This is a genomic window from Stenotrophomonas sp. TD3 (genome assembly GCF_001939825.1).
In the GTDB taxonomy this organism is placed as follows: Bacteria; Pseudomonadota; Gammaproteobacteria; order Xanthomonadales; family Xanthomonadaceae; genus Stenotrophomonas.
In genome coordinates, this window is the sequence record NZ_MOYM01000001.1 from 564,879 (window position 1) to 591,608 (window position 26,730).

17 protein-coding genes are annotated in these 26,730 nt (G+C 66.3%); 7 read left to right on the forward strand and 10 right to left on the reverse strand.

Annotation, left to right across the window (positions count from 1 at the left end; genetic code table 11):
- Positions 1-61 precede the first annotated feature (61 nt).
- Positions 62-982, reverse strand: a complete 921-nt coding sequence (locus tag BKE09_RS02590) for a LysR family transcriptional regulator (RefSeq protein ID WP_075674772.1) — start codon at positions 980-982, stop codon at positions 62-64.
- A 140-nt stretch (positions 983-1,122) separates the two neighbouring features.
- Here BKE09_RS02590 and BKE09_RS02595 point away from each other — a divergent pair, with 140 nt between their 5' ends.
- Entirely contained in the window at positions 1,123-1,824 is a 702-nt protein-coding gene (locus BKE09_RS02595) for a pirin family protein (RefSeq protein ID WP_049445628.1), read from the forward strand.
- 56 nt (positions 1,825-1,880) lie between these two features.
- On the opposite strand, the gene BKE09_RS02600 is transcribed toward BKE09_RS02595, so the two are convergent.
- Entirely contained in the window at positions 1,881-4,085 is a 2,205-nt protein-coding gene (locus tag BKE09_RS02600) for a TonB-dependent siderophore receptor (protein ID WP_075674773.1), read from the reverse strand.
- 146 nt (positions 4,086-4,231) lie between these two features.
- Positions 4,232-4,927 (reverse strand): alpha/beta hydrolase, encoded by a 696-nt coding sequence (locus BKE09_RS02605; protein WP_075674774.1) that lies wholly within the window; start codon positions 4,925-4,927, stop codon positions 4,232-4,234.
- A 184-nt stretch (positions 4,928-5,111) separates the two neighbouring features.
- Here BKE09_RS02605 and BKE09_RS02610 point away from each other — a divergent pair, with 184 nt between their 5' ends.
- The gene (locus BKE09_RS02610) at positions 5,112-6,251 is read left to right on the forward strand and encodes an MFS transporter (RefSeq protein WP_075674775.1); all 1,140 of its coding nucleotides are present in this window, start codon (positions 5,112-5,114) and stop codon (positions 6,249-6,251) included.
- Positions 6,252-6,332: 81 nt separating this feature from the next.
- Here BKE09_RS02610 and BKE09_RS02615 read toward each other — a convergent pair whose 3' ends face one another.
- Positions 6,333-7,451 carry an alpha/beta fold hydrolase gene (locus tag BKE09_RS02615; protein ID WP_075674776.1) on the reverse strand — a complete coding sequence of 373 codons (1,119 nt, stop codon included), beginning with the start codon at positions 7,449-7,451 and terminating at the stop codon, positions 6,333-6,335.
- Between the two features lie 185 nt (positions 7,452-7,636).
- Here BKE09_RS02615 and BKE09_RS02620 point away from each other — a divergent pair, with 185 nt between their 5' ends.
- From BKE09_RS02620 to BKE09_RS02635, 4 genes are all read left to right on the forward strand, one after another.
- Positions 7,637-8,983: a cytochrome c gene (locus tag BKE09_RS02620; RefSeq protein WP_075674777.1), complete on the forward strand. Its 1,347-nt coding sequence runs from the start codon at positions 7,637-7,639 to the stop codon at positions 8,981-8,983.
- Positions 8,980-9,906 carry a c-type cytochrome gene (locus BKE09_RS02625; protein ID WP_075674778.1) on the forward strand — a complete coding sequence of 309 codons (927 nt, stop codon included), beginning with the start codon at positions 8,980-8,982 and terminating at the stop codon, positions 9,904-9,906. Before BKE09_RS02620 ends, BKE09_RS02625 begins: the two co-directional genes overlap by 4 nt.
- Positions 9,907-10,021: 115 nt before the next feature.
- The gene (locus BKE09_RS02630; protein WP_075674779.1) at positions 10,022-12,400 is read left to right on the forward strand and encodes a TonB-dependent receptor; all 2,379 of its coding nucleotides are present in this window, start codon (positions 10,022-10,024) and stop codon (positions 12,398-12,400) included.
- A gap of 8 nt (positions 12,401-12,408) precedes the next feature.
- The gene (locus BKE09_RS02635; RefSeq protein ID WP_075674780.1) at positions 12,409-14,517 is read left to right on the forward strand and encodes a phospholipase C, phosphocholine-specific; all 2,109 of its coding nucleotides are present in this window, start codon (positions 12,409-12,411) and stop codon (positions 14,515-14,517) included.
- Between the two features lie 113 nt (positions 14,518-14,630).
- Here the strand turns inward: BKE09_RS02635 and BKE09_RS02640 are convergent, their stop codons facing one another.
- The 4 genes from BKE09_RS02640 to BKE09_RS02655 all read right to left on the reverse strand — a co-directional run bounded on the left by BKE09_RS02640 (position 14,631) and on the right by BKE09_RS02655 (position 20,846).
- Positions 14,631-16,226, reverse strand: coding sequence for an alkaline phosphatase D family protein (locus BKE09_RS02640; RefSeq protein ID WP_075674781.1), 1,596 nt, complete (start codon positions 16,224-16,226; stop codon positions 14,631-14,633).
- A 10-nt stretch (positions 16,227-16,236) separates the two neighbouring features.
- On the reverse strand, positions 16,237-19,170 hold the full coding sequence (locus BKE09_RS02645) for a TonB-dependent receptor (protein WP_075674782.1): 2,934 nt from the start codon (positions 19,168-19,170) through the stop codon (positions 16,237-16,239).
- Positions 19,171-19,311: 141 nt separating this feature from the next.
- Positions 19,312-20,334 carry a FecR domain-containing protein gene (locus BKE09_RS02650; RefSeq protein ID WP_075674783.1) on the reverse strand — a complete coding sequence of 341 codons (1,023 nt, stop codon included), beginning with the start codon at positions 20,332-20,334 and terminating at the stop codon, positions 19,312-19,314.
- Complete coding sequence (locus tag BKE09_RS02655; RefSeq protein ID WP_049445649.1) at positions 20,331-20,846, reverse strand: sigma-70 family RNA polymerase sigma factor; 516 nt, start codon at positions 20,844-20,846, stop codon at positions 20,331-20,333. The genes BKE09_RS02650 and BKE09_RS02655 overlap by 4 nt, the downstream gene beginning before the upstream one ends.
- Before the next feature lie 327 nt (positions 20,847-21,173).
- Between BKE09_RS02655 and aceE the strand changes: the two genes are divergently transcribed.
- Positions 21,174-23,846: a pyruvate dehydrogenase (acetyl-transferring), homodimeric type gene (gene aceE, locus BKE09_RS02660; RefSeq protein WP_075674784.1), complete on the forward strand. Its 2,673-nt coding sequence runs from the start codon at positions 21,174-21,176 to the stop codon at positions 23,844-23,846.
- A 51-nt stretch (positions 23,847-23,897) separates the two neighbouring features.
- On the opposite strand, the gene BKE09_RS02665 is transcribed toward aceE, so the two are convergent.
- A complete protein-coding gene (locus BKE09_RS02665) occupies positions 23,898-24,380 on the reverse strand; it encodes a LuxR family transcriptional regulator (RefSeq protein WP_075674785.1) in 483 nt (160 codons plus the stop codon).
- Between the two features lie 123 nt (positions 24,381-24,503).
- On the reverse strand, positions 24,504-26,675 hold the full coding sequence (locus BKE09_RS02670; RefSeq protein WP_075674786.1) for a TonB-dependent siderophore receptor: 2,172 nt from the start codon (positions 26,673-26,675) through the stop codon (positions 24,504-24,506).
- Between the last annotated feature and the right edge of the window lie 55 nt (positions 26,676-26,730).

Consider the following 26,730-nt stretch of genomic DNA (forward strand, 5'->3'; position numbering starts at 1 on the left):
GAAACCAGCTTTTGCTTCGGCTTCGGCTTCGGCAGGTGCAGGGCGCAGCCCTGCCGTACCCCTACCCCTTGGCCATTGACTGCCACCACTGCGACAGCAGCTCCGGCCTGCGCAGGCGCTCGCGCCACCAGCGCAGTGCCGCGCCATCCTCGCCGGTGCGCCAGGCCAGCCAGAACGTTTCCTCCGGCTTGTGTTCCTCCACCTCGCGGATCACCAGCTGGCCACGCGCCACTGCAGCGCGCGCACACGGCTCGGGCAGGAAACCGAAGCCCACGCCTTCGCATTGCAGCTTCAGCTTGCTGGCCATGTCCGGCACGGTCAGCATCTCCTGCCCCATCAACAGGCCCACCGTGCGCGGCAGCAACCGCCGCGCCGAATCGGAGACGGCGATCGCGCAGTGCTCGACCAGCTGCTCGCGACCCAGCACGCCCGGCACGTTGGCCAACGGATGATCCGGCGCGACCGCGAACACGAACTCCACCGTTCCCAGCGGCTCAACCACGTAACCGCCGCCACTGGGCCCCTCGCCCGGTGCGCCGACCAGCAGGTCGGCGCGGCGGTCCAGCAGGGCCTCCCAGGTGCCGGACAGGGCCTCGCCGATCAGCCGCAGCCGGGTCGGCGCCTCCGCCTCACGAAACGCAGCGATGTCCGGACCGAGCAGCCAGGTCGGGAACACCGAGTCCACCGCCAGGGTCAGTTCGGTCTCCCAGCCCGACGCCACCCGGCGCACCCGCAGCTCCAGCTCGCGGGCCGCGCGCAGCAGATGCCGCCCCTCGTCCAGCAGGGCGCGCCCGGCCTCGGTCGGTTCGGCACGCGGGCCAACCCGGTCGAACAGCTGGACGCCGAGGTCCTCCTCCAGCTTGGCCACGGTGTAGGAAATGGTCGAGGGCACCTTGTGCAGGGCCTTGCCGGCGCCGGCGAACGAGCCGCGGCGGTCGATGGCGTCCAGGATCTGCAGGGCATCGAGGCTGAGCTTGAGCATTCGAATTTTTCGATGATGGCTGTCAAAACTATCCGTTTTTCAAACCCCCGGCGCAAGCGGATACTTCTCTCCAACGGGGAAACACGGCGGCTACCGCCCCACCCCGCCCCATCGAAACCATCGAACAAGGAGATTCCATCATGCTGCAGATCCGCAAGAGCGCTACCCGTGGCCTGGCCGAGCATGGCTGGCTGTCCTCGCGCCATACCTTCTCCTTCGCCAACTACTACGATCCCCGCTACGTCAGCTTCGGCCCGCTGCGGGTGATCAACGAAGACAAGGTGATCGGCGGCCAGGGCTTCGGCACCCACAGCCACAGCAACATGGAGATCGTTTCCTATGTGCTGGGCGGCGCGCTGGAGCACAAGGACTCGATGGGCACCGGCTCGGTGCTGCGCTACGGCGACGTGCAGCGCATGAGCGCCGGCAGCGGTGTCAGCCACAGCGAGTTCAATCACTCGGCCGACGAAACCGTGCACTTCCTGCAGATCTGGATCTTCCCGGACACCGAGAACATCACGCCGTCCTACGAGGAGACCCACTTCGCCCCGGAAGCCAAGCGCGGCCAGCTGCGCCTGATCGCTTCGCCGGACGGTGCCGATGGTTCGCTGCGCATCCACCAGGATGCCCGCATCTTCGCCACCATCCTCGATGGCGGCCAGAAGCTGCACCACGCGCTCGGCAACGGACGTGGCGCCTATGTGCAGGTAGCCCGCGGCCAGCTGCAGGTCAATGGCATCACCCTGGAAGCCGGTGATGCGCTGCAGGTCAGCGACGAAGCGCAGCTGACCCTGGAAAACGGCAACGACGCCGAAGTGCTGGTGTTCGACCTGCCGCTGTAACCGCAGCGCCCGCGATGCCATGACGCACCGCGGGCGTTTTCGTGCAGCACCTGGTGTCAGAACCTGTACGTCATCGCCAACCGCACATTGCGCGGCTCACCCCAGGTGTAGGTGCTGTACCAGCTGAAGATCGTGTAGTAGCGCTTGTCCAGCAGGTTGTTGACGTTGAGCGTGGCCGACAGGCGATCGTTGAATTCATAGCGCGCCATCGCATCGAGCAACCAATAGGGCTGAGTGCGATGCACCACCTTGGCCTGCGTGGCCGGGTTGGTGATCTCGCCGAAGGTGGAATCCTGCCAGCGCGCGCCACCGCCCAGCGTCAGCCCCTTCCAGTCGCCGCGCAGGCGGTAGCTGGTGTGCAGGCTGAACTGGTTTTCCGGCTCCAGCGTGGTCACCTTGCCACCGGCCTGGCGCGCGATCTTGTGGGAGAACCCACCCTGCACCTGCCAGCCCTCGGCCAGCTGGCCAGACATTTCCAGCTCGTAACCCTTGGTACGCACCCCCATCAGAGCGCGATAGGCATCCTGACCATCCGGCGTCTTGCCACCGGTGGGCTGGGCAAAGTTGTCCTGGTCAAGCTGGAACAGCGCCGCACTGGCATTGAGGCGACCATCGAAGAACTCAGCCTTCAGGCCCACCTCGTAGCTGCGGCCTTCCAGCGGATCCAGCGCCTTGCCCTGCTCGTCGCGCTGCCCCTGCGGTTTGAAGATGGTGCTGTAGCTGGCGTACACCGAGTAGTGCTCACCCAGGTCGTAGACCACACCGGCATACGGCACATAGACGCCGGTCTCGCGCGTGTCCGGCGAGCGGTAGCTGGCCAGCCGGCTGCCGACGATCAGCTTCAACGGATCGGCCACGTCGAAACGACCGACCACGTACAGGCCGTTCTCACGCGTCACTTCGTTGTTGCTGTAGCTGCGCTGCCACTCCGGCTCGGGAATGTCGCCCTGCCATGCGCGGTAGTCGGGTACTTCCGTCGGGTAGCCAGGCTGCGGCGAGTAGCCGGTATTGGTCCAGCGCTTGCGCGAGGCACTGCCGCCCACCACCAGCTCATGCTCGCGGCCGAACAGGCCGAAATGACCGCTCAGATAGAAGTCGGCAGCGTTGCTGACGGTCTTGCCGACATACTTGCCCAGCCATAGCGACACGCCTTCGCCAGTGACCGGATCAGGATTTCCACCCGCCGCCCCGGCCAGCGCGGCGTCGTAGCCGTTGACCTGGTGGTTGAGCTGCAGCTTGGCGACCCAATCGTTGTCGAAGGTGTGCTCCAGCGTGGCAAAGCCGGTACGCACATACTGGCCCCAGCCACTCCAACGGGTGCCGTTGTTGAACGAGCGCGGCATGTCATTGAAGTTGCCTGCACTGTCCAGCAGCGGAATGCCGCCCCAGGTCGAGCCCTTCGGATCGCTGTCCATCACGTCGCCGCCGATCGACAGCAGCGTGCGCTCTCCCAGATCAGCTTCCAGCACGGCATAGCCCACCTTGCTGGTGCGCTGGTAGTGGTCGAGGTTGGAGTGCTTGTCTTCCCAGGCTCCCACCGCGCGACCGCGCACGCGACCGTCGGCGGTGAGCGGGCCACCGACATCGAGCTCGGCGCGATAGTCGTCCCAGCGGCCGACACCCAGCGAAGCACTGCCCGCGAAATCCTTGCCGGGCTTCTTGCGCACCAGGTTGATGGTCGCGCCCGGATCGCCCATGCCGGTCAGCAGGCCGGTGGCACCCTTGAGTACTTCGATGCGGTCATAGATCGCGGTATCGCTGAGCGTGTTGCCCGCCGAATAGGCCGAGTCACGCGACATCGGGATGCCGTCGTACTGGAAGTTCTGCACGGCAAATCCACGCGCGTAGTATTCGGTGCGCTCGCTGTCGTAGGTAACGATGCTGATGCCCGGGGTCACCCGCATGACGTCATCGATGCCGTTCAGGCCGAAGTCGTCCATCTGTGCGCGGGTAATGACGCTGATGCTCTGTGGCGTCTGGCGCGGCGTCAGCACCAGGCGGGTGGCGGTGGCGATGGTACCGGGCGTGTACGCGCCGCTGCCCTCGGTGATGGTACCGAGCAGGTTGGCGGTGACCTGCACGGTCTGCAGCGTCTGCGATGCCGGCGTGCGGGGGGCCTTGTCCGGCTCGGTGGTGGACTGCGCGGCTGCGATGCCGCTGCTGGCCAGTGCGGTGATCAGCAGGCTCTGGGCAAGCGCCTGCGGCAATGCACGGCGACGCGGCAACGGGGACGGAATACGGGCATCAGGCACAGGCAGCACGACGGGACCTCCACGATCGGGTGGGATCCTCTGGCGGCGGCTGGAGGGAAGACGGGACGCGGCCGGATGGCCGCAGGCGCAGGAGTGTACTCCCCTGCGCCCCAGCTGTCGTGCGATGTGCTGTGGTGCGGCGCGCTGCCGCAGGCTCAGCCGCCGATGGCGGCGCAGGCCTCCAGGATCAGCGCGGTCACTTCCTTCGGCCGCGAGGCCAGCGAGGCATGGCTGGCATCCAGCTCCAGCAGTCGCTTGGGCTGCATCCTGCCAGCCATGGCCTTCTGGTTCTCCGGCGCGATCATGCGGTCATGGCGGGACAGCTGGTACCAGCTCGGCCTGTGCTTCCACGCCGGGTCGCTGACCGCATCGCCAAAGGTGCTGGCCAGCGGCGCCTTCTGGGTCACTGCCATCACCCGGCCTTCGTCGTCGCTCAGGTCCTGGCAGAAGCTCTCATGGAACTTGTCCGCACGCAGCCACAGGTAGCCATCGCTGTCCGGTGCGAGGTTCGGCGCCGCCTCCGGCAGGTGCTGCTGGGTGATGCCCCCCGGGCTTTCGCCGGCATCGGGCGCGAAGGCAGCGATGTAGACCAGGGCCTTCACGTTGTCCTCGTTGCCGGCCTGGCTGATCACCGCGCCCCCATAGGAGTGGCCAACCAGCACCACTGGTCCATCGATCTGCCGGATCATCTTCTGCGTGCGTCCTGCATCATCGGCCAACGACGTGAGCGGCAACTCCACCGCCTGCACACGGTCATGGCCATTGCGATGCAGTTCCAGGATCACCTTGGCCCAATGTGCGGCCCCGCCCCAGAATCCATGGACGAGGAGGATGGTGGGTGTCGTGCTCATGTACAGGTCTCCGGCAGCGGGCGGCGGAATGCCGACCGTGCAGCCACTGTCCGCGAGCCGCGTTAATCGCTGGTGACGCAATCGGGTCACTGCAATCGTATGCGTCGTTCAATGTCATACATGGCACTTGCCGACTCAATCTGAAAACGTTTTCATCCTGATTCCCCGGAGCTTCGCATCGCGCATGACGCCTTCATCCCCACGTGCCCAGCAGCACGCCACCCGTGCCGCCTTCTTCATTCCCGGATTCGCCACTGCCGCGTGGGCGCCGATGGTGCCCTATGCCAAGGCCAAGGCCGGGCTGACCGATGCCAGCCTTGGCGCGGTGCTGCTCTGCCTTGGGCTGGGTTCGTTGCTGGCGATGCCTTTGGCAGGCGCGCTGACCGGCCGCCTCGGCTGCCGACGCTTGATGGTGATTACCTGCACGCTGGTGCTGCTGGCACTGCCGTTGCTGGCGCTCGCCCCTTCCCCCTTCACATTGGGGGCGGCGCTGTTCGTGTTCGGCGCCGGCGTGGGCGCGATGGATTGCACGATGAACATGCAGGCCGTCGCGGTCGAGCGCGATGCCGGCCGCGCGATGATGTCCGGCTTCCATGCGTTCTACAGCATCGGTGGATTCGTCGGCGCCGGCTGCATGACCGGGCTGCTGATCGTCGGCACGCCGCTGTGGCTGGCCGCACTGGTTTCGGTGGCGGCATTGCTGCTGGTCGCCGTACTGGCGGCACCGCATTGGCGTCCACAGCGCCTCCTGCACGATGGCCCGATGCTGGCGTGGCCGCATGGGGTTGTGCTGTTCATCAGTGCTCTGGCCTTCGTGGTATTCCTCGCCGAAGGTTCGATGCTGGACTGGAGCGCGGTGTTCCTGGCCGACGTACGCCAGGTGCCCCGTGATCAGGCCGGCGCCGGCTTTGCGCTGTTCACCCTGGCGATGACCGCGATGCGCCTGTTCGGCGACGGCATCGTCGAGCGCCTCGGCCGGACCCGCACGCTGGTCATCGGTGGCATCACCGCGGCAGCCGGCTTCACCCTGGCCACGCTGGTGCCCTCGTTCCCGGTGGCGCTGGCCGGCTACGTGCTGGTCGGGCTGGGTTGCGCCAACATCGTGCCGGCGCTGTTCTCGATGGCGGGCCAGCAGCGGGTGATGCCGGAGAGCATCGCCATCACCGCGGTCACCACGCTGGGTTACGCCGGCATCCTCGCCGGCCCCGCAGCGATCGGCGCACTGGCGCATGCCACCAGCCTCGGTTTCGCCTTCCTGTGCGTGGCCGCGCTGCTGCTCGGCGTCGCGGCGTCTGCGCGCTCATTGGCACGACGCGTGGCCTGACAGAAAAAGGGGACGGAGGGGATTAAGTCTTTTCTGCCCCGGGTGTGCTGCAAACGACTTAATCCCCTCCGTCCCCTTTTCTCAGCTGTGCGTCAGCCACTCGGCCTGGGCCGGCAGCTGCGGTGCCGGGCACGCGCTCTGCGGATGGTGCTCGTCGCGCGCCATCCAGTCATCGACCACCCCGGCCAGCAGGTCCAGCCGCAACGGCAGGGTGATGTGATCCTCGCCACGCATTTCGATGTAGTGCGCTCGCGGGTTGGCCAGGGCCAGTTCGCGCCCCTGGCTGACCGGAATGTGCTGGTCGCCCTGCCCGTGCAGCAGCAGTACGCAGGCGCGGGTATCGGCCAGCGCGCGTGCCACGTCCACGCGGTCCAGATCAACGTCGATGCGGCGGCTGGCGGCGGCGATCACCTGGTTGATGTCCTGGCCGCCGTAGCGCCAGCGCGCGTACGACGCCACCGCCTGCGCCTTCAGGCCTTCCGGCTGCAGCCCCATCAGGTGCGGGATCATGGTGCGGATGGCCACGCCGGCATTGGCGAACGATTCCATCGCCACCACGCCTTCCACCTGGTCGCCCAGTTTGTCGGCGGTAAACACCGCCGTGGCCGCGCCGTACGACACACCGAACAGGTACAGCGGCCCGGTCACTTCGCCACGTGCACGCAGCTCACCGATCACATCGACCACGTCATCCGATTCATAGGTGCCATAGCCGGACGGACCGGCGCCGGACTGGCCATGGTTGCGCAGGTCGAGGGTGATCACGCGATAACCGGATTCGGCCAGCTGCAGCGACCACGGCAGCATCGAATCACCGTTCATCATCCAGCCGTGCAGCAGCACCACGGTACCGCGCGGCGCCTGCGCATGGAACGGCTGCGGCACGGCCAGGCTCAGGCCGGTATCCAGCGGCAGGCCGTTCTCGTGGCGCTGCGGCAGGTAGTGGTAACGCGCGCCGTAGTCGCCGGGGTCGAACACACGCCAGAAGATCGGCACGCCATCGCGGCCCGGTGCGAAGCCATGGCGGTTGGGCAGTTCGGCGATGGCCGCAGCGATGCGCGGACGATCAAGCAGGGTCGACACCCCACCCGGCGCGATCAGCCGATCGGCGAGCGAGGTGGACGAGGCATTGATGGAGGAGGAGCATGCAGCCAGCCACAAGCCGGCGCACGCCAGCAACAGCAGCAGCAGGCGCTTCATATCACGTCATAGGGGTGAATCAGACAGGTTGGGACGTTAACGCCCCAATAGACCGGCCATCTATCGCGCGTGGATGACGGCTTGATGACAACGCAGGAACGATTCAGCTTGGTGTACAAGCTGTATCCGTTCAGTCATTGATCCGGATCAATGAACGCGCGCGCGGGATTGCCCACAGTGCCGCCATGCGCACCTCGTTCAAGCTCGCCATTGCCCTGGCCGCCACGCTGGCCGCCGCCTACGGCATCGCCCGCAGCACGCCCTACTGGTTCGCACCGCGGCAGACCGCGCAGGTCGACATCCACGATCCGGCGCTGATCGCGCAGGGGCAGTACCTGTCGCGTGCCGCCGACTGCGCGGCCTGCCACACCGCACCGGGCGGCAAGCCGTTCGCCGGTGGCCTGGGCATGCAGACGCCGATGGGCACGATCTATTCGACCAACATCACCCCCGATCCGGACACCGGCATCGGTGCCTACGACTACGCCGACTTCGAGCGTGCGGTGCGCCGTGGCTTCCGACACGATGGCCAGCCGCTGTATCCGGCAATGCCGTACGCCTCGTACGTGATCGCCAGCGATGCCGAGATCAAGGCGCTGTATGCCTATTTCATGGGCTCGGTGCAGCCGGTGAAGCAGAGCAACGCCAACAGCACGATTCCGTGGCCGGCCAACATGCGCTGGCCACTGGCCTGGTGGCAGCTGCTGTTCGCGCGCCCGCGCTCGTTCAGTCCGGATCCGTCGCTGGATGCCGGCCAGCAGCGTGGCGCTGAACTGGTGGAAGGCCTGGCCCACTGCGGTGCCTGCCATACACCGCGCGGCCTGGCATTCCAGGAAAAGGCGATGGCCGATGATGGCAGCCGCCAGTTCCTGTCCGGCTCGGTGCTCGAAGGCTGGTACGCGAAGAACCTGCGCAACGAGTCGACCGGCCTGGCCAGCTGGAGCGAGGGCGAGATCGTCGACTTCCTGCGCACCGGACGCACCGATCGCTCGGCGGCCTTCGGCGGCATGGCCGATGTGGTCGAGCACAGCACGCAGTACCTGTCCGACGCTGACCTGCTGGCGATGGCGCGCTACCTGAAGCAGCTGCCGGCGCGTGAGGGCCGCAGCGCACAGTGGTCGCCGGGGACCGACACCACCACCGCAGCACTGCGCAATGGCGACTACCGGGTGGCCGGTTCGCTGGCCTATGCCGAGCACTGCCAGGCCTGCCACCGCGCCGATGGCCGCGGCATGCCCCGCGTCTACCCGGCCCTGGCCGGCAACTCGATCGTATTCGCCGATGATCCCAGTTCGTTGGTACAGGTGACCCTGATCGGCGGCCGCACGCCGCATACCCTGCACGACCGCATGGCCTTCACCATGCCCGGCTTCGAGCAGCTGCCGAATGCGCAGCTGGCCCAGATCCTGACCTTCATCCGCAGCAGCTGGGGCAACCAGGCCAGCGCGGTGAGCGAGGTCGAGGTGGCGCGCATGCGCCGGGTGGTGCGTGACAAGCCGGTGCACTACGTTCCGCAGGAGGCCGCACGATGAAACGTTCGCGCAGACGCTCTCGCCTGCTCGTCGGCAGCGTGGTCACCCTCGTGCTGCTGGCCGGTGCCGGCACCCTCGCCTATCGCCATCTGTACCCGGACCTGGATGCCGCCGTAGCCAGCACGATCGACATCCTCGATGCACAGGGCAAGGTGGTCGGGCACTACCACGCGCCCAGCGCCGAAGAGATCGCCGGGCTGGGCAATGCCGAATCGGTGATGCTTGGACGCCGCATCCTCAACGAGACCGCGCGCCTGCTGCCGGACAACGTCGGCAACGATCTGAACTGCAATTCGTGCCACATGGCCGAAGGCAAGCGGCCGTTCGGCAACCACTACTTCAACACCGGTGGTGGCGCCTATCCGCGCTACATGCCGCGGCCGGGCAAGGTGATCGGGCTGGCCGAGCGCATCAATGGCTGCCTGCAGCGTTCGATGAACGGCAAGCCGCTGCCGAAGGACGCGCCGCAGATGCGCGCGATGCTCGACTACATGGCGTGGCTGAGCGGTCCCGTGCCAGACGGTGCAAAGGTGGCCGCCCCCAGTGAGGGGCCCATCGACAGCACGCTGACCCCGGACCCGATCCGTGGCCAGGCGCTGTATGCCGTGCAGTGCGCCGCCTGCCATGGCGACAACGGTGAAGGCCGGCGCGACGCCAGCGGTGATATCGCCTTCCCGCCGCTGTGGGGCGACCACAGCTTCAACATCGGCGCTGGCATGGCACGCCTGTACAAGGCGGCCGGTTTCATCAAGCACAACATGCCGCCGGCGGTGACCCGCGAGCCGCCACTGGGCCAGCAGGTAATGCCAGACCAGGATGCAGTGGACATCGCCGGCTATTTCATCAACCAGCCCCGGCCGGACTTCGCCAACAAGAGCAAGGACTGGCCGCGCGACCCGAAACCCAAGGACGCACGGTACTGAAGCAAGTGGCGGGTGCCGACCGTCGCACAACACGATTCCTGCATCGTCACGTCATGCCGATGTCATTGGCGTTGCCGACACTCCGGGGCTTCCCTCCTCTGAAGGTCCGGTCTCGATGCGAACGTCTGCGTGCTTTCCCCGTGTCTCGCTGCTTGCCCTGCTGATCGCCCCCGCACTGGACGCCCTGGCCGAAGCACCGCAGGGCGATGCCGCTGAAGCGCGCAGCAGTGAGGCCCGCACCCTCGACCAGGTGCAGGTGATCGGCCAGGCCACCAGCTACGCCAAGACCTCGGTGCGCGCGGAAACGCTGAACCGCCAGACGGTGATGAGCAGCGTCAACGACGCGCTCAATGAAGTGCCCGGCGTGGTGGTCAGCGAAGCTGATGCCACCGGCTCGTCGGTATGGGGCACGCAGATCAGCATGCGTGGCTTCGTCACCAACCGCGACACCCAGCAGATCGGCACGACCATCGACGGCCTGCCCAACGGCGGTTCGGGTTACGGCGGCGGCTCGCTGGCCAACCGCTACATCGACACGCTCGACCTGGAAACGGTGGAAGTCAGCCAGGGCACTGCCGATATCTCCTCGCGCTCGAACGAAGCGCTGGGTGGCACGCTCAACTTCCTCACCAGCGATCCGCTGCAGGACAGCCGCCTGCGCTTCGTGATCGGTGCCGGTGACAACGAAGCGCGCAAGTACTACGTGCGCTACGACACCGGCCTGCTCGGCGGCCATACCCGCGCCTGGGTCAGTGCCTCGTCGGCGCGCGTGCATGACTGGATCGATGGCAGCGGCAAGACCAGCAACGACCACATCGCCGGCAAGTTCATCACCGAACTGGACCGCTGGACGCTGACCGGCTACCTGTCCTACAACGATGCCGACGAGCCGGAATACACCAGCGTCTCACCGAAGGGCTTCGCTACCAATCCGGATCGCGACAACCTGGTCGGCACCCTCACCGGCATTCCGTATCTGGACCAGAACTACCGTTCCGGCTCGCGTGCACTGCGCGAGAACACCTTCGGCTACCTGCGTGCAGCCTTCGACGGCGGCAACGGCTTCAAGGCCTCGGTGGCCGCCTACGGGCATCGCATGGAAGGTCGTGGCGACTGGCTGCCACCGTACCTGGCACAGGTCAGCGATGATGGTGCCGGCCGCCCCGAGTCGGAGTACATCGGTGGAAAGACCGTGTATGGCGGCAGCAACCGTGGCCAGATCTTTTTCGTCAATCCCGATGGCAGCGCCGCGCAGCGCCTGGCCAGCTGCACCCCACGCCTCGGCTTCACCGCCGAGTACGATCCGAACTGCTACGCCGGCAACGTGCTGGGCGCGCAGTCCTACCGCCACACCCACTACGACAACGACCGCATGGGCGTGACGGCCGACGTCGAGTGGCGCCAGACCTTCGGCGCAGTCGACAACACGATCCGCGGCGGCCTGTGGGTGGAGAAGCTGGACCGTTCGGCGCGCCGCGACTGGCACCGTCTGCTCAACGTCGGCCAGGACATCGCCTTCGACCACCAGCCGTACTGGGTACAGTTCGAGGACAAGTACAAGGTCGACGAGCAGATGTATTACGTCGAGGACGTGGCCCGCTTCGGGCCGTTCAGCGCACGCCTGGGCGTGAAGCAGTTCTTCGTCGACCAGTCGCGCCGCCGCGTGATCGGTGCCAGCGAGCACGTCAAATCCGATTCCAAGTCCGATCCGCTGCTGTCCACCGGCTTCACCTGGGCGCCCGGCGTGGAAGGCATGGAGCTGTTCGCTGGCTTCTCGCAGAACTTCGCCGCCATTCCCTCCGGCGTGCTCGGCGAGACCGACCCGCAGCGCTTCCGCAACGTCGAGCCGGAAACCGCCGACAACATCGAAGTGGGCATGCGCATCAGCCGCTGGCCACTGACCGCCTCGGTCACCCTGTACAACATCAAGTTCGACAACCGCATCGTCTACCTGCCGGCCGGTTTCGTCAGCGGCATCGACTACCTCGGCGAGACCGACGGCGTCTACGAGAACTTCGGCGGCGTGGAAAGCAACGGCCTGGAAGCGGCGTTCGGCTATGGCTGGGACAACGGCTGGCGCCTCAACGCCGCCTATACCTACAACCGCTCCAAGTACCTGGGCAGTGGCGATGCCGCACGTGATACCCAGTTGGGCATCGTCGACGGCGCCAAGGTGATCGGCCAGCCCGAACAGACCCTGGTCCTGTCGGCGGACTGGCAGGGTGAGAACTGGAACTTCGGCCTGTCCGGTCGCTACCTGGGCACGCGCTACCTCGATGCCGCCAACGTCAACAAGCTGCCTTCGGCCACCGTGTTCAACGCCAACATCGGCTTCGACCTGCAGGGCCTGTCGCCGCGCCTGAAGGGCATGGGCGCCAACCTGGTGGTGAGCAATCTGACCGACAAGCGGTATCTTGCAGGGGTGGACGGCCGCGACAACGCCTTCATCGGCGCCCCGCGCACCGTCGGCATCTCCTTCCGTGTGGACCTGTGAGTGAGCCCGTGACCGATATCGGCCGACGCCGGTTGTTGCAGGCCGGCGTAACCGCCGGCCTTTCCCCGCTGCTGCCCAGCATCGCCCGTGCCGCAGCGATCGCGCCTGCCGCGCAGACGCGCAGCCTCGAAGACCTGCAGCACATCGTGGTGTTCATGCAGGAGAACCGCTCGTTCGACCACTACTTCGGCACGCTGCCGGGCGTGCGTGGTTTCGGCGATCGCTTCGTCGCTCCGGCGCAGGCACTGCAGGCCGGCGGCCGCGCGCGCAGCCTGTGGCTGCAACCCGATGCCAGCGGCAAGCGCGCGATCGCACCGTTCCCGCTGGATACCGCTGCGCACTTCGGCTACATGCGGGTGGAAGGCACGCCGCACACCTGGCCGGATGCACAGCGGGCCTGGGACCACGGGCGCATGGGGCAATGGCCGAAGGCCAAGCAGAACCACTCGATGGGCTACTTCCAGCGCAGCGACCTGCCCTTCCAGTTCGCCCTGGCCGATGCCTTCACCATCTGCGACGCCTACCACTGCGCGATGCAGGCCGGAACCAACCCGAACCGGGTGTTCCTGTGGACCGGCCACAATGATGCGCACGCGCGTGCCGGCGGCCCGGTGATCGCCAACTCGCACGACAACTTCCCCGAACAGGGCGGGCACCCGGCGTCGTACCGCTGGACCAGCTATGTCGAACGCCTGCAGAAGGCCGGTGTGTCCTGGCAGATCTACCAGGACATGGCCGACAACTTCACCGACAACCCTCTGGCCGGCTTCGAGGCTTTCCGCCAGGCCTACCGCGCTGCGCCGGGGCATGACCCGCAGCTGCGCGCACGCGGGGTCAGCACGCGTGGCCTGGCGCAGCTGCGCCAGGACGTGGTCGACGGACGCCTGCCGCAGGTCAGCTTCATCATCGCCGATGCGGCCGGCAGCGAGCATCCCGGCCCCTCCAGCCCGGCCCAGGGCGCGGCCTATACCGCGCGCGTGCTGGATGCACTGACCGCCGATCCGGAAGTCTGGAGCCGCACCGCCCTGCTGTTGATGTTCGACGAGAACGACGGCTTCTTCGACCATATGCCGCCACCGGCACCACCTTCGCCCGTGGACGGCGGATGGGCGGGTGCGTCTTCGGTCAGCACCGAGGGCGAGTACCACCGCAATCCGGCGCCGGGCGACGAAAAGTACGACGCGGCCGAACTACACGGCCGCCCGTATGGGCTGGGCCCGCGCGTGCCGCTGTACGTGATTTCGCCGTGGAGCCGAGGTGGCTGGGTCGATTCGCAGGTGTATGACCACACCTCGGTCATACGGCTGATCGAACGCCGCTTCGGCGTCGCCGCACCGGACATCTCGCCTTGGCGCCGTGCGGTCTGCGGGGACCTGAGCAACGCCTTCGACTTCGCCCAGCGCGATACCCGTCCGTTCGTACGCGGCCTGCCCGACGTGAGCGCGGTGGCCGCACGTGCCGCCGCCCTGCCGGGACGCACCGTGCCGGCGTTGCCGGACGGACTGAAGCCGGCGAAACAGGAAAGCGGCGTACGCCCGGCGCGTGCCCTGCCCTATCGGCCACAGGCATCGATTGCTGCGATCGACGGCTCGGGCGTGGACCTGACGTTGTCCTGCGAAGGTGCAGCCGCGGTCCTGCATGTCTACGATCGGCTGCGACTGGGTGCGGTGCCACGCCGCTATACGCTGGTACCAGGCACAGCACTGCAGGAGCGCTGGCCGCTGGATGCCCAGGGCCGTTATGACCTGTGGCTGCTGGGCCCGAACGGCTTCCACCGCCATTTCCAGGGGGCGGCCAAGGCACCGGCCGTACAGGCTGCGGTCGAGCCTGCGGACGGCCAGCTGCGGCTGCACCTGCGCAATCTGGGTGACAGCGCGCAGCAACTGCGCGTGCATGCCGGTGCCTATGCCGGGCACATGCCCGAGCAGACGCTGGCACTGCCCGCGCATGCAGAGACTTCGTTGGCGTGGGATGCAACGCCTACCGCCGGCTGGTATGACCTGCAGGTCAGCGCGGGTGAGAGTGTGCTGCGCCTGGCGGGCCGCGCCGAGGATGGTCGCCCCGGCACCAGTGATCCGGCGATGGGCAGCGAACCACTGCGGTTCGAGCACGATTGAGTCGCCCCGCCGTTGTAGAGTCGAGCCATGCTCGACTGCTTTTCGATCGCTGTTCGATCATTGATCGGAAAAAGCAGTCGAGCATGGCTCGACTCTACAAGCCGCTGGGCCGATCAGGCATCCTGCAATCCCGGCCGGCCGTGCTCCACCGCGTAGCGCTTCCAGCTCTGCACGGTGCCGTTCGGCCGCATCACGGAATCCAGCGTCTTCATATCGCCGATCCATGCATCACGGGTGACATCGCACAGCACATAGCCACGCTTGTCGGTGGTCGCCTTCAGGTAAGGGCTGTGCGCGAGCTGATTGCTGGCGTACGCGTCCACGCCCTGACCATCGGCCCCCGAAGTGATCGAAGTGGCAAGGAACTCGCTGGAGACCACGCCCGAATCACGATGGTCCTGCACCAGGTCGCTGGCGTAATGCCGGTGTGCGTCGCCACAGGCGGTCACCACGTTGCCGAAGCCGACCTTCTGGATGTGGTCGAGCAGGCGCCGGCGGCTGTCCAGATAGCCCGACCACTGGTCATCGGACGACTGCACCACGCCGTCCTTCTCGCGCATGTAGTTGCCCAGCGCCACCTGGTGGGCGATGGTGTGCCAACGCGGCGCGGCATCGGCCAGGCCGTCGAACAGCCAGCGCTCCTGCTTCGCACCCACAATGCTGCGCTCCGGCGATTCCACCTCCTCGCGCAGCGCCATGTTCACCTGCTTGCTGCGGTACTGGCGTGTGTCGAGCAGGTGCAGGTCCATCAGCGTACCGTAGCGTGCGCGCCGGTACAGCTGCATGTGGCCATCGCGCGGGAATGCCGAGCGGCGCAGCGGCATGTTCTCGTAGTAGGCCTGGAACGCCTGTGCGCGGCGCAGCAGGAACACTTCGCTGGGCGTATCGTCCTGGTCTTCGGCACCGGCCCAGTTGTTGTCCACTTCATGGTCATCGAAGGTGACGAACCACGGTGCCGACGCATGTGCGGCCTGCAGGTCGGCATCGCTCTTGTACTGGGCGTAGCGGCGGCGGTAGTCGTCCAGCGTGTAGGTCTGCGGCCCAACATGATTGCGCAGGTTGGTGAACGGCTGGCCGTTCATCTTCCGCAGGCCCGGCTGGCTTTCGCCTTCGTAGATGTAATCGCCGTAGTGGAAGACGAAGTCCAGCGGTTCCTCGGCGATGCGCCGCCACGCGGTGTAGTGGCCCTCTTCGTAGTGCTGGCAGCCAGCCACCGCGAAGCGCACCCGATCCACCGCCGACGTGGCCGCAGGCAACGTGCGCGTGCAACCCACCGCACTGGCATGGCCGCCCACCGTGAAGCGATACCAGTAGGGTCGGCCCGGTGCCAATCCTTCCAGCTCCACGTGGATGGCATGGCCCAGCTCGGGATGGGCCATCGCCGAACCCTGGCGCACCACCTTGCGCATGCGCTCGTCCGCGGCCACCTGCCATTCAACCACCATCGGCCGGGTCGGCATGCCTCCGCCGAACACCAGCGGTTCGGTCGCCAGCCGTGTCCACAGCACCATGCCATCGGCCGAAGGATCACCCGAGGCCACACCCAGGGTGAACGGCGTGCTGGCGAACCGCGGCGAGGCCAGCAGGTTGCGCGGGTTCAGCGCGGTGGCATCGGTCTGTGCGGCCAGCGCGCGCGCCGTGCCCATCCAGGCGCCGGCAGCGGACAGTCCGGCCAGGGCCAGGAATCGCCTGCGATTGATTGTCTCCACGGCTGTGCCCTCAGTTGTAGATGATGTGGAAGTAGAAGAAGCGGCCGTAGTCGTCGATCTCGGTACGGAAGCGCCCGTTCGGACCGGTGCTGTAGGTCGGCTGCGTGTTGAACAGGTTCTTGGCCTCGTACTTCAGCGTCACGTGCCTGCTGACCTTGTGGCTGAAGGCCATGTTGAAGGTCATGTACGGGTCGTAGTACGAATCCAGCCACTGGGTATCGCCGAAGTCGACCAGCATCCGGCTGCGGTAGGTTCCGGACAGGCGCAGCTGCGCGCTCTTCCACGGCATGCGCCAGATCACCGAGCCATTGAGCGACCAGTCCGGCTGGTACAGCAGGCGGTCCAGGCGGCGCTCGGTGCCATCGCTGATGCGGTAGTTGGTCTGGCCTTCCAGCCGCGTGGCATTGAAGTACATGTCGAAGCGCTGGCGGCCCCACTGCAGGTTGCGGTTGGCCACCGCGAACTCGACGCCGCGCAGCCTGGACTCATCGGTGTTCATCGGCTGGGTGACCCGGTAGCGCGTGTCACCCACGTTCTCGAACGTGGTCAGGGTGTAGATGTCGTCCTTGATCACCTTGTCGAACAGCGCGATCGAGACCAGGCCATTGTTGCCGTTGAAGTACAGGTCCCACGCCAGGTCGATGTTGGTGGAGCGCCGCGGCTGCAGGTTGGCATTGCCCTGCTTGATGGTGCAGAAGCCCCTGCCCTCCTCGTCATCGCCACAGCTGGTGGTGGTGGCCTGGGCGATGTTGCTTGGCGTCGGCCGGCCCAGCGTTCGGCTGGCGGAGAAGCGCAGGCGCTGGTCCTCGGTGAGCTTGAACGTCGCATTCAAGGACGGCAGCAGGTTGTTGTAGCCGCCGCTCGTCTTGCGGAAAGCCGATGTATAGGTGGTGCCACCATCGTCGCTGAACGGGCTGTACGCATCGAAGCGGGTGTGGTCGTAGCGCAGGCCACCGATCAGCAGCAACCGGTCCCAGGCATAGTGGGCAGAGGTATAGGCGTTGGTGATGTCCTCCACGTACTTGTAGTCACTGGTGAAGTTGGCATTCGGATAGGCCGCGTTGTTGCTGCCCAGCGTCGGCGCCAGCTCCTCGTTCCACTTGCGGTTGTCGATCAACGGGAAGCCCGGCACGCTGCCCAGCAGGGTCGAACCCGGGTACAGGTAATCGTTCAGCGTGGCACTACTTTTGTAGTAGTCGAAGTCGATGTCCTGCCAGATCTTCAGGTGACGGTACTCGGCGCCGGCGGCCAGGCCGAAGCCACGCGCGTCGGCATCGATGTTGTAACTGAAGTCGGCGCGCAGGTTGTCGATGCTCTCCTTGGCATCCCGCGGCGAGACATAGGCCTGTGCCGGGTTGAGCTTGAACGCCGAGCTGGTCAGCAGGCTGGAATCGGATACCGCCACCGCATTGGGAAAGCCATGGCTGTCGTTCTCGTAGTCGACGAACAGGTTGCTCGGGTAGGCGCGTACCCCCCAGTAGACCTGGCTGTTGTGGAAGGTCTCTTCGGTGTGGCCACCGCGCAGGGTCAGCCGCGAGCGATCACCGATATCCCAATTGAAGCTGGCGATGGCGCCGCGGTTGCTGCGGTCCCAGCGGTCGTGGCGGTTCTTGATGTAGATGCTGTTGATCTGGGTGGTGCCGCTGTCTTCGGTCTGGTTGCGGATCGGAAACTTGGCGTTGCCGTACAGGTCGGTCTTGTTCATCGTCGAGTTCTCGTAGAACCGGTACGAATACAACAGCAGCGACGCGTAGAACGGATCGTCCGACGGCTTCCATTCCATCTTGGCCGAGCCACCGAAGTTGGTGATGAAGTTGGTGTAGGTACCGGTGCTGAAATTGCCGGGCGCACGCAGCCCGTTCCAGCCCTTGGCCTCGTCCGGCCCGGTGCTGCCGTCGGTGAGGTACTTGCCGGCGTCGTTGTAGTAGTAGTTCGACTCCACCCAGCGCTTGACGCTGTTGCGCGAACGCTGCTCATAGCGCGCCACCGCGACGATGCCGAATTCCTGGTCGGCACCGAACTGGTTGGAGAACACCATCTTGGCGCTCTTGCCGAAGTGGCCCAGGGTCTCGTGGTTGCCACCGGCGCTGCGCTCGACATTGGTCTCGGCCGTGGAGTAGATACCGGCCACGTCGGCGAACACGTACTTTCCGGAACGGTCGAAGGCACTGCGGCTGATGATGTCGATCACGCCGCCAATCGCGTCCGGCGCCTGCTCGGCGCTGAAACTCTTGTAGATGTCGGTACGGGTGCCGATGTCGCTGGGAATCAGCTGCAGGTTGTTCATGCGCTCACCCGAGCCACTGCCACCCACGCTGGCAATCGCGATGCCATCGATGGTGGTGTAGTTTAGGTTGGCCTGCACGCCACGCACCGTCACGTAACGGGGCTCGCCGGCATCCTCCACCGCACTCAGGCCCGGCGCGGCCATCAGGCTTTCGGCCAGCGTCTCGTCGCCGTAGCTGTCCATCTCGTCGTAGACCACCGAATCCTTGATCACCGGCGAGGTCTTCTTCTGGTCGATCACCTCATGCGCGGCAATCACCTTCACCGTGCCCAGGGTCGGCGCCACCACCGCCTCGGCCTCGCGCGGCTTCGGCGCGGCCGGCTTCGATTCGTTGCGTGCGGGCGCCGGATCGATGGCGATGACGTTGCCATCCATCACGGTGTAGCCCAGGCCGGTCCCTGCCAGCAGCGCGTCCAGTGCCTGCTTGACGGTGGCACCGCGCGGCACCGCCCCGGCCATGTGCGCTTCACTGCTACCCGAATACAGGAACTGCACGCCGGAACTGCGCGACAACTGTTCCAGCGCACGCGCCAACGGCTGCGCCGCGATCGGCGCCGACACGCGGGCCTCCAGGCCATCGACGGTAGCCGCAGACGCCAGCGGAACGCTGCAGGGAGACAGGGCGAGGATGATCGACAGGTAGAGCGTGTTGCGCATCACGGGTCCTTGGAAGAGAGAATGCAGCAGGTGCCGCTTTGCGGATCGTCAGCGGCTTCTCCCAAGTAAGAGCCCGCTTCCACCGAAGTGGAGAACGCGGATTCGATGAATCTTTTTTGACAGTGCGCGGCCACGTCGCCTTCAGCGACTGCCGACCCGCACCGTGTCGCCTTCGCGACGCACGACAAAGCGTGGATCGCGTTCGAGGAAGGCCTGCAGCGCGCCGATGCGATGCGCGTCCAGACTGCCGGACAACCGCGCCGACGCCGCGCGTTCATCCAGCACCCGAACCTGCACCTGGTTGTGCCGGTTGAAGGCGGCAGCCACCTCATCCAGTCGTTCGTCCAGGAAGGACACCTTGCGTTGCTGCCAGTCCAGCAGCATCGGCAGCGGCACATCCAGCGACTCCACGGCATGGCTGCGCGCGTCGACCTGCACGACCCGGCCTTCGCCCAACTGTGCAAGGCGCCGCACGTCCGTGCCCTGGCTCCATACTTCCACCTCGCCGGAGACCACGCCGATGCGCGTACCCTGCAATCGCCGGGATACGTCGAACACGGTGCCAATGTCGCGGATCTGCAACCCGTTCACCTGCACTTCGAACGGGCGCCGATCGCGTGCGATGTCGAACGTTGCCTCGCCCTGCAGCAGTTCCGCCTTGCGGCTGAACCAGCCCATGCGTACCCGCAGTCGGCTGTCCGCATTGAGCCGTACCTGTGTCCGGTCGGGCAGCACCAGGTCACGCAGTTCACCGTGGTCGGCGCTGTACAGCTGTTCGGTGGGCATCAGCTGCGGAACCAGGCCCACGCCGAGCAGGGCGATACAGGCTGCGGCAGCCATCACCCACCTGCGCGTGCGGCGGCGCTGCGGCGCAGCGGGCGGCGCGGCGGATGCGCTACCGAACAGAGGCACCACTTTGGCCGCCGCCTGCCGTTGCGGCACCGGCGCCTCTTCAGGCAACGGCGATTGCAGTGCCTCGCCGACCTGCAGGTGCAGCGCGAGGGCGTGCATATAGGCGCGCACGTGTTCGGGCGAGCGCTTCATCCAGTCCAGGAACGCAACCCGCCCGGCCTCGTCCAGCGCTCCCTCGCGATTGCGCAGGAACCAGTCCATGGCCTCGCAGGCGATCGTATCGTCGGCCACGGGCGATGCGTTCCGGTTCATGTATGCTCCCTGGCGCCCAGCGCCTTCCTGCAGGCCTCCAGCCCCTTGCCGATGTGCTTGCGCACCATGTGCACCGACACCTGCAGCTGCTGGCTGATGGCCGGGCAATCCAGCCCGTCCCGGTAGTGCAGCTCCATCACCCGCCGCGTGGTCGCCGGCTGTCGTGCGATGGTGGTGCGGATATCGTTCCAGCGCTGCGCGCGCTCGAACTCGCCTTCGATGTCTTCTTCGCTTTTCAGCACTTCCGCCAGCAGATCAACGTCTTCCAGCGGGGGCAGCGACGAACGCGCGCGCGCATGCTCGCGTGCCAGGTTGGCCGCGACCGTGAACAGGTAGGCCTCCGGGTTCTCGATCGCTGCGGCATTCTCGCCGGTGGTCCGCAGCAGCCGCAGGTACACCTCCTGCGCCAGGTCCTCGGCGTCTTCGCTGGCAGAACCGCGGCGCAGGAAGAAGCCACGCAGCAGCCGTCGGCGCAGCGCGTAGCTCTTCTCCCAGATCCTCACGCTGTTCACGGCCGGCCAACCACCCCGAGGCTGGAAAGGCCAGCAGGGTGACGGCCATCGATGACAGTGGCGTTGCAGCAGGCGGCCAGGCCAGGCACTCCCCGCCCAGCACATCCGTCCATGATACGGCGCACCGCGCCAACCCTTGCTTGCCAGAGACCCAAGCCGGGCCCGCCTATCGAAGGCACGGGGCCAGGCCTACGCTTGCCTCCCCGGTGACCGCGACGGTCGCCCTTCGCGTCACGGCCCCGCCGTTGCGACCCCGCTCCAGTGCTGTGCGCCCTGCCGGTGTTGTCGCCCAGGCAGGAGTCCCACCGCCGCCCTCTGGAGACAGTCATGAACCAAGCCCTGATCCCCTTCGATACCGACCCACTGGAAACGCGAGAGTGGCGTGAATCGCTGGAGGCGGTGATGCAGACCGGTGGCCGGCCGCGCGCGCACTACCTGATCGACCAGCTCAGCGAGCTGGATGCGCAGCAGCACGGTGACCTGCATACCTGCGCATGGACCGCTTACGTCAACACCATCCCGCCCGAGCGCCAGCCGGCCTATCCGGGTGACCTGGCCATCGAGCGCCGCCTGAACGCGATGATCCGCTGGAATGCGATGGTGATGGTGCTGCGCGCGGGCAAGCACTCCAACGTCGGTGGTCACATCGCCACCTACCAGTCAGCGGCGGTGCTGTACGACGTGGGCTTCGACCACTTCTTCCGTGGCCGTACCGACACCTTCGACGGCGACATGATCTACATCCAGGGCCATTCCGCGCCAGGCATCTACGGACGCGCGTACGTGGAAGGCCGCATCGATCCGGCAAGGATGGACAACTTCCGCCGCGAAGCCGGTCGCGAAGGCCTGTCCTCGTACCCACACCCGCGCCTGATGCCGGAGTTCTGGCAGTTCCCCACCGTGTCGATGGGCCTGGGCCCGCTGACCGCCGCCTACCAGGCGCGCTACATGCGCTACCTGGAATACCGCGGCCTGAAAGAACACCAGGGCCGCAAGGTCTGGGCCTTCCTCGGCGACGGCGAGATGGACCAGCCCGAATCGCTGGCGGCGATCTCGCTGGCCGGCCGCGAGCGGCTGGACAACATCGTGTTCGTGGTCAACTGCAACCTGCAGCGCCTGGACGGTCCGGTGCGCGGTAATGCCAAGGTCATCCAGGAGCTGGAAGGCACCTTCCGCGCAGCCGGCTGGAACGTGATCAAGCTGATCTGGGGCAGTGGCTGGGACGACCTGCTGGCCCGCGACCACAGCGGCCTGCTGCGCCAGCGCATGATGGAATGCGTGGACGGCGACTACCAGACCTTCAAGTCGCAGAGCGGCGCCTACGTGCGCGAGCATTTCTTCGGCCGCTACCCCGAGCTTCTGGAACTGGTCGCGCACATGAGCGACGACGATATCTGGGCGCTGGCACGTGGTGGCCATGATCCGCAGAAGGTGTTCGCCGCCTACCAGCAGGCGGTGAACACCAGCGGCCGGCCGACGGTGATCCTGGCCAAGACGGTCAAGGGCTTCGGCATGGGCGAAGCCGGTGAAGGCCAGAACATCAACCATCAGCTGAAGAAGATGAGCGCCGATGCGGTGCGTGCCTTCCGCGATCGCTTCAACCTGCCGGTCAGCGACGAGCAGCTGGAGGACATGCCGTATCTGCGTCCGGAGCCGGGCAGCCCCGAGGCGGCCTACTTCGCCGAGCGCCGCCGCATCCAGGGCGGCCAGCTGCCGGCGCGACTGGCCAAGGTCGATCCGCTGCCGCTGCCGCCGCTGTCGATCTTCAACACCCAGCTGCAGGGCAGCGGCGATCGCGGCCAGTCCACCACCATGGGCTTCGTGCGCATCCTCACCAGCCTGCTGAAGGACCCGGAACTGGGCAAGCTGGTGATTCCGATCGTGCCCGATGAATCGCGCACCTTCGGCATGGAAGGCCTGTTCCGCCAGATCGGCATTCATTCGTACCTGGGTCAGCTGTACACGCCCCAGGATGCCGGCCAGCTGAGCTACTACAAGGAAGCCAAGGACGGCCAGATCCTGCAGGAAGGCATCAACGAATCCGGTGCGATCTGCTCCTGGATCGCCGCCGGCACCGCCTACAGCAACCACGGCGTGGCGACGATTCCGTTCTACATCTTCTACTCGATGTTTGGCCTGCAGCGCGTGGGTGACCTGGCCTGGGCCGCTGCCGACGCGCGCACCCGCGGCTTCCTGCTCGGTGCCACGTCGGGCCGCACCACGTTGATGGGCGAAGGCCTGCAGCACGATGACGGCCACAGCCACGTGCTGTCGTCGGTGATTCCGAGCTGCGTGTCCTACGACCCGACCTACAACTACGAGCTGGCAGTGATCATCCATGACGGCCTGCGCCGCATGTACGTCGATCAGGAAGACATCTACTACTACATCACCGTACTCAACGAGAACTACCCGCAGCCGGCACTGCCCGAGGGCGCCGAGGCCGGCATCCTGAAGGGCCTGTACCTGCTGCGCCCTGCAGCCGCCGACAGCACCTCACAGCCACGCGTGCAGCTGATGGGCAGTGGCGCGATCCTGCGCGAAGTGGAAGCGGCGGCCGCGCTGCTGCAACAGGACTTCGGTGTCGCCAGCGATGTCTGGAGCGCGACCAGCCTGACCGAACTGCGCCGCAACGGCCTCGCCGCCGAGCGCTGGAACCTGCTGCACCCGGCCGAGAAACCGCGCGTACCCTACGTGCAGCAGTGCCTGCTGGGCCACGAAGGGCCTGTGGTGGTGGCCACCGACTACATGAAGATCGTCGGCGACCAGATCCGTCCCTTCATCAACGACCGCCGCTTCACCGCATTGGGCACCGATGGCTTCGGCCGCTCCGACACGCGTGAATCGCTGCGCACGTTCTTCGAAGTGGATCGCCACTTCATCGTGCTGGCCGCCCTGAAGTCGCTGGCCGATGAAGGCCGCATCGAGCGCTCGCGGATGCAGGACGCCATCGACATGTACGGCATCGACACCGGCAAGCGCGATCCGGCCGCCGTGTAAGGCCGCTGCGTTCACCACGCCCGTTCGGCGGGCGTGGTGAACACAGCATCGCTACGGCATGCGCTTGAACAGGTTGGTCTGCAGGATCGGCGTGCCGTCATGGCCGTAGAACGCCTTGGTCTCGGTCATCGTCGCCTGGTCATCCGCCACGGTGTAGATGCGGGTGGAGGCTGGCGTCCCGTGATCCACCAACTGCATCACCAGCGTATTCGGGGCCGGCAGTTTCAGGTTGGCCTTGTCCGCGCCGTAGGTGCCGGACAAGGCACCCGGCGTGCCATCCAGCGCCAACGTGCCGTCGGACTTCATGGTCTTGCCATCGTGCAGGACGATGTCCACGTGTGAACTCCAACGCCCCGCACCGGCGTCCTTGAACTCGAGCACCACGTGCTTCGGGCGCTGCGCTTCGGGAAGCGCAGACGTGGCGATATCCAGCGACCAGCGCCCCAGCAGTGGTGAGGGCGAAGCTTCCACTGCCAGCGCCGGAACGGCGGAGAGCGAAAGCGCACACAACAACACAGCGGACAACAGCTTCATACGTTGCTCCGTTCCAGTGAAGAAGGTGCTGCGTGACGCGTTGTGGGGCGCAGCGCCTCGGATCGTGCACAGCATCGGCGCCCCGCACAAGGCAGGGCGCTGAACGCGCGGCAACCCCGTGCCTTAATAGCCAACCTTCACGGTGAACATCACGTTCCGTGGTGCGCCATACCAGCCCTGGTTGTAGAAGCCGATCTGCGAGTAGTAGTGCCGGTCGAACAGGTTGTTGATGTTGATCGCCGCCGACACGTTGGAACTGAACTGATAGCGCGCCATCAGGTTGACCAGCGCGTAGCCGGGCTGCTGCACCGGCACCCGGCGATTCCCGGGTGCCGTGGCGGTCTGGTACATGCGGTTCTGCCAGTCCACGCCACCGCCAATCGTCAGCCGGTCCCAGGCACCTGGCAGGCGCCAGGTGGTGAACAGCTTGAACAGGCTGCGCGGCTTGGCGGTATTGATCGCCCGGCCCTGCGCGTCCTGCGCGATGAAGGTGGTGAAGCTGGTGCCCAGGCTCCAGCCCGGCAGCGGCTCGCCGGCCAGTTCCAGTTCCAGGCCGTCCACGGTTGCGCCCTTCACCGCGCGGTAGGCCGCTTGCGTGCTGCCTTCAATCAACCCACCGGTCGCTTCGGCAAGGTTGTCCTGCTGGGTGCGGAACAACGCCGCCGACGCATTCAAGCGTTCCTGCAGCCAGCTGCCCTTGAGGCCCAGCTCATAGCTGCGGCCGCTGACCGGGTCGAGGATCTGCCCGGATTCATTGCGGTTGTTCTGCGGCTTGAAGATGCCGGTGTAGCTGGCGTACACGCTGCTGTAGCCGTTGAGGTCCCAGACCACGCCGGCATACGGTACGAACTCGTTGCGATAGCGGTACTTCCGCTTGGCACCGAAGTAGACCTGGTCGGTTTCCCAGTTGCTCAGGCGGCCACCAACGTTCACGTGCAGTGGATCGGCCAGCGACAACCGCGCTACCGCGTAGGCACCGCTCTGATGGTTGTCCAGATCATCGGCCTGGGTCTTGCTGCTGGCCCACGTCGGCTCCGGCGTGCCCGGCCCGTGCCAGTCCAGATAGCTGGCCAACGGCGGCAGCGGCGCCAGCGCCCGATACTGGCCCAACGCGATCTCATCGCGCGAGCGTGACCAGCCGATGGACGCAGTGTGCTGGCGGCCGAACAGCTGGAACGGACCGGTCAGGCTGGCGCTGATCGCTTCGCGGCGCACCGGGCCGTCGTAGCGCGTGAAGCTGTTGCCAGTGGGCATCGCCCCGGTCACCGGGTCGGGATAACCTCCGCGATAGAGATGCTTCATCTCCATGTCGGTATGCGAGCGGCTGTAGGACACGCGCGCCTGCCAGTCGTTGCCGAAGCGATGGTTGAAATCGAAGAAGCCGTTGCGGGTATCGGTGGTCATCCGTGCCCACGGCGCGGTGGCCGATACCGAGCGGTCGAAGCGGGTACGCGTGCCGTCGGCGTTGAACAGCGCGAAGCCGCTGCCGAAGCCACGATTGTCGTTGCCCTGGTAGGAGATACCGGCGATCAATCCGGTGTCCTCGCCCAGATCCACACTGACCACGCCGTAGAGTGTCTTTGCGGTGCTGTCCAGGCCAGCGGTGTAGCTGTCGCCCTCTGCGTGCGCCGCCACCAGGCGACCACGCACGCGTCCTTCCCGGCTCAACGGGCTGGACACATCCGCCCACGCGCGCCGTGCGTCCCAGCTGCCGAGGCTGATGCCACCACTGGCAGCAAACCCGCGCAGCGGGCGCTTGCGCACATAGTTCACCGCCGCCGAGGGATTGCCGGCGCCGGTCATCAGGCCATTGGCACCGCGCACGATCTCGATGCGGTCGTACACCACCATGTCCAGATTGTTCTCGCCGAAGTTCCATGGCGACAGCACCGGCATCACCACGCCATCGAACTGGTAGTTGTCGATGTCGAAGCCACGTGCCGAGAACGAATAGCGGTTGGCATCGCTGCGCGTGACCGAGATGCCGGGTGCGGTCGCCAGGGCATCGGCGGTGCTGAGCAGGCCACGGTCCTCGATCTGCTGACGGGTGACCACGCTGACTGATTGCGGGGTCTGCCGCGAGGTCAGCGACAGTCCGGTCGCCGTGCCCATCGAGTCGGTGGTGTAGGAACGCGACGTTTCGGTGCTGCCATCAAGGTCGGCAGTGACCTGCACGGTCGTGAGCTGGGAGGTCGTCGCGGCAGGGCTGTGCTCGGCGGCGTGGGCAACGTTGAACAGCGCCAGGGTCGTGCCGATGGCGGTTGCCAGGGCACACGGGCGGAAACAGGCAGGCATGGGAGATCCAGCAGGAGGGAAAGGCCGGATGAGAATTATTGTCATTTGAACGTGA

Excerpts from the sequence above, each read along its gene's own strand:
- BKE09_RS02610 (WP_075674775.1), top strand. The coding sequence starts at position 5,112 with ATGACGCCTTCATCCCCACGTGCCCAGCAGCACGCCACCCGTGCCGCC.
- BKE09_RS02645 (WP_075674782.1), bottom strand. The coding sequence starts at position 19,170 with ATGCGCAACACGCTCTACCTGTCGATCATCCTCGCCCTGTCTCCCTGC.
- BKE09_RS02650 (WP_075674783.1), bottom strand. The coding sequence starts at position 20,334 with ATGAACCGGAACGCATCGCCCGTGGCCGACGATACGATCGCCTGCGAG.
- BKE09_RS02625 (WP_075674778.1), top strand. The coding sequence starts at position 8,980 with ATGAAACGTTCGCGCAGACGCTCTCGCCTGCTCGTCGGCAGCGTGGTC.
- BKE09_RS02605 (WP_075674774.1), bottom strand. The coding sequence starts at position 4,927 with ATGAGCACGACACCCACCATCCTCCTCGTCCATGGATTCTGGGGCGGG.
- BKE09_RS02615 (WP_075674776.1), bottom strand. The coding sequence starts at position 7,451 with ATGAAGCGCCTGCTGCTGCTGTTGCTGGCGTGCGCCGGCTTGTGGCTG.
- aceE (WP_075674784.1), top strand. The coding sequence starts at position 21,174 with ATGAACCAAGCCCTGATCCCCTTCGATACCGACCCACTGGAAACGCGA.
- BKE09_RS02670 (WP_075674786.1), bottom strand. The coding sequence starts at position 26,675 with ATGCCTGCCTGTTTCCGCCCGTGTGCCCTGGCAACCGCCATCGGCACG.
- BKE09_RS02590 (WP_075674772.1), bottom strand. The coding sequence starts at position 982 with ATGCTCAAGCTCAGCCTCGATGCCCTGCAGATCCTGGACGCCATCGAC.
- BKE09_RS02595 (WP_049445628.1), top strand. The coding sequence starts at position 1,123 with ATGCTGCAGATCCGCAAGAGCGCTACCCGTGGCCTGGCCGAGCATGGC.
- BKE09_RS02630 (WP_075674779.1), top strand. The coding sequence starts at position 10,022 with ATGCGAACGTCTGCGTGCTTTCCCCGTGTCTCGCTGCTTGCCCTGCTG.
- BKE09_RS02620 (WP_075674777.1), top strand. The coding sequence starts at position 7,637 with ATGCGCACCTCGTTCAAGCTCGCCATTGCCCTGGCCGCCACGCTGGCC.
- BKE09_RS02665 (WP_075674785.1), bottom strand. The coding sequence starts at position 24,380 with ATGAAGCTGTTGTCCGCTGTGTTGTTGTGTGCGCTTTCGCTCTCCGCC.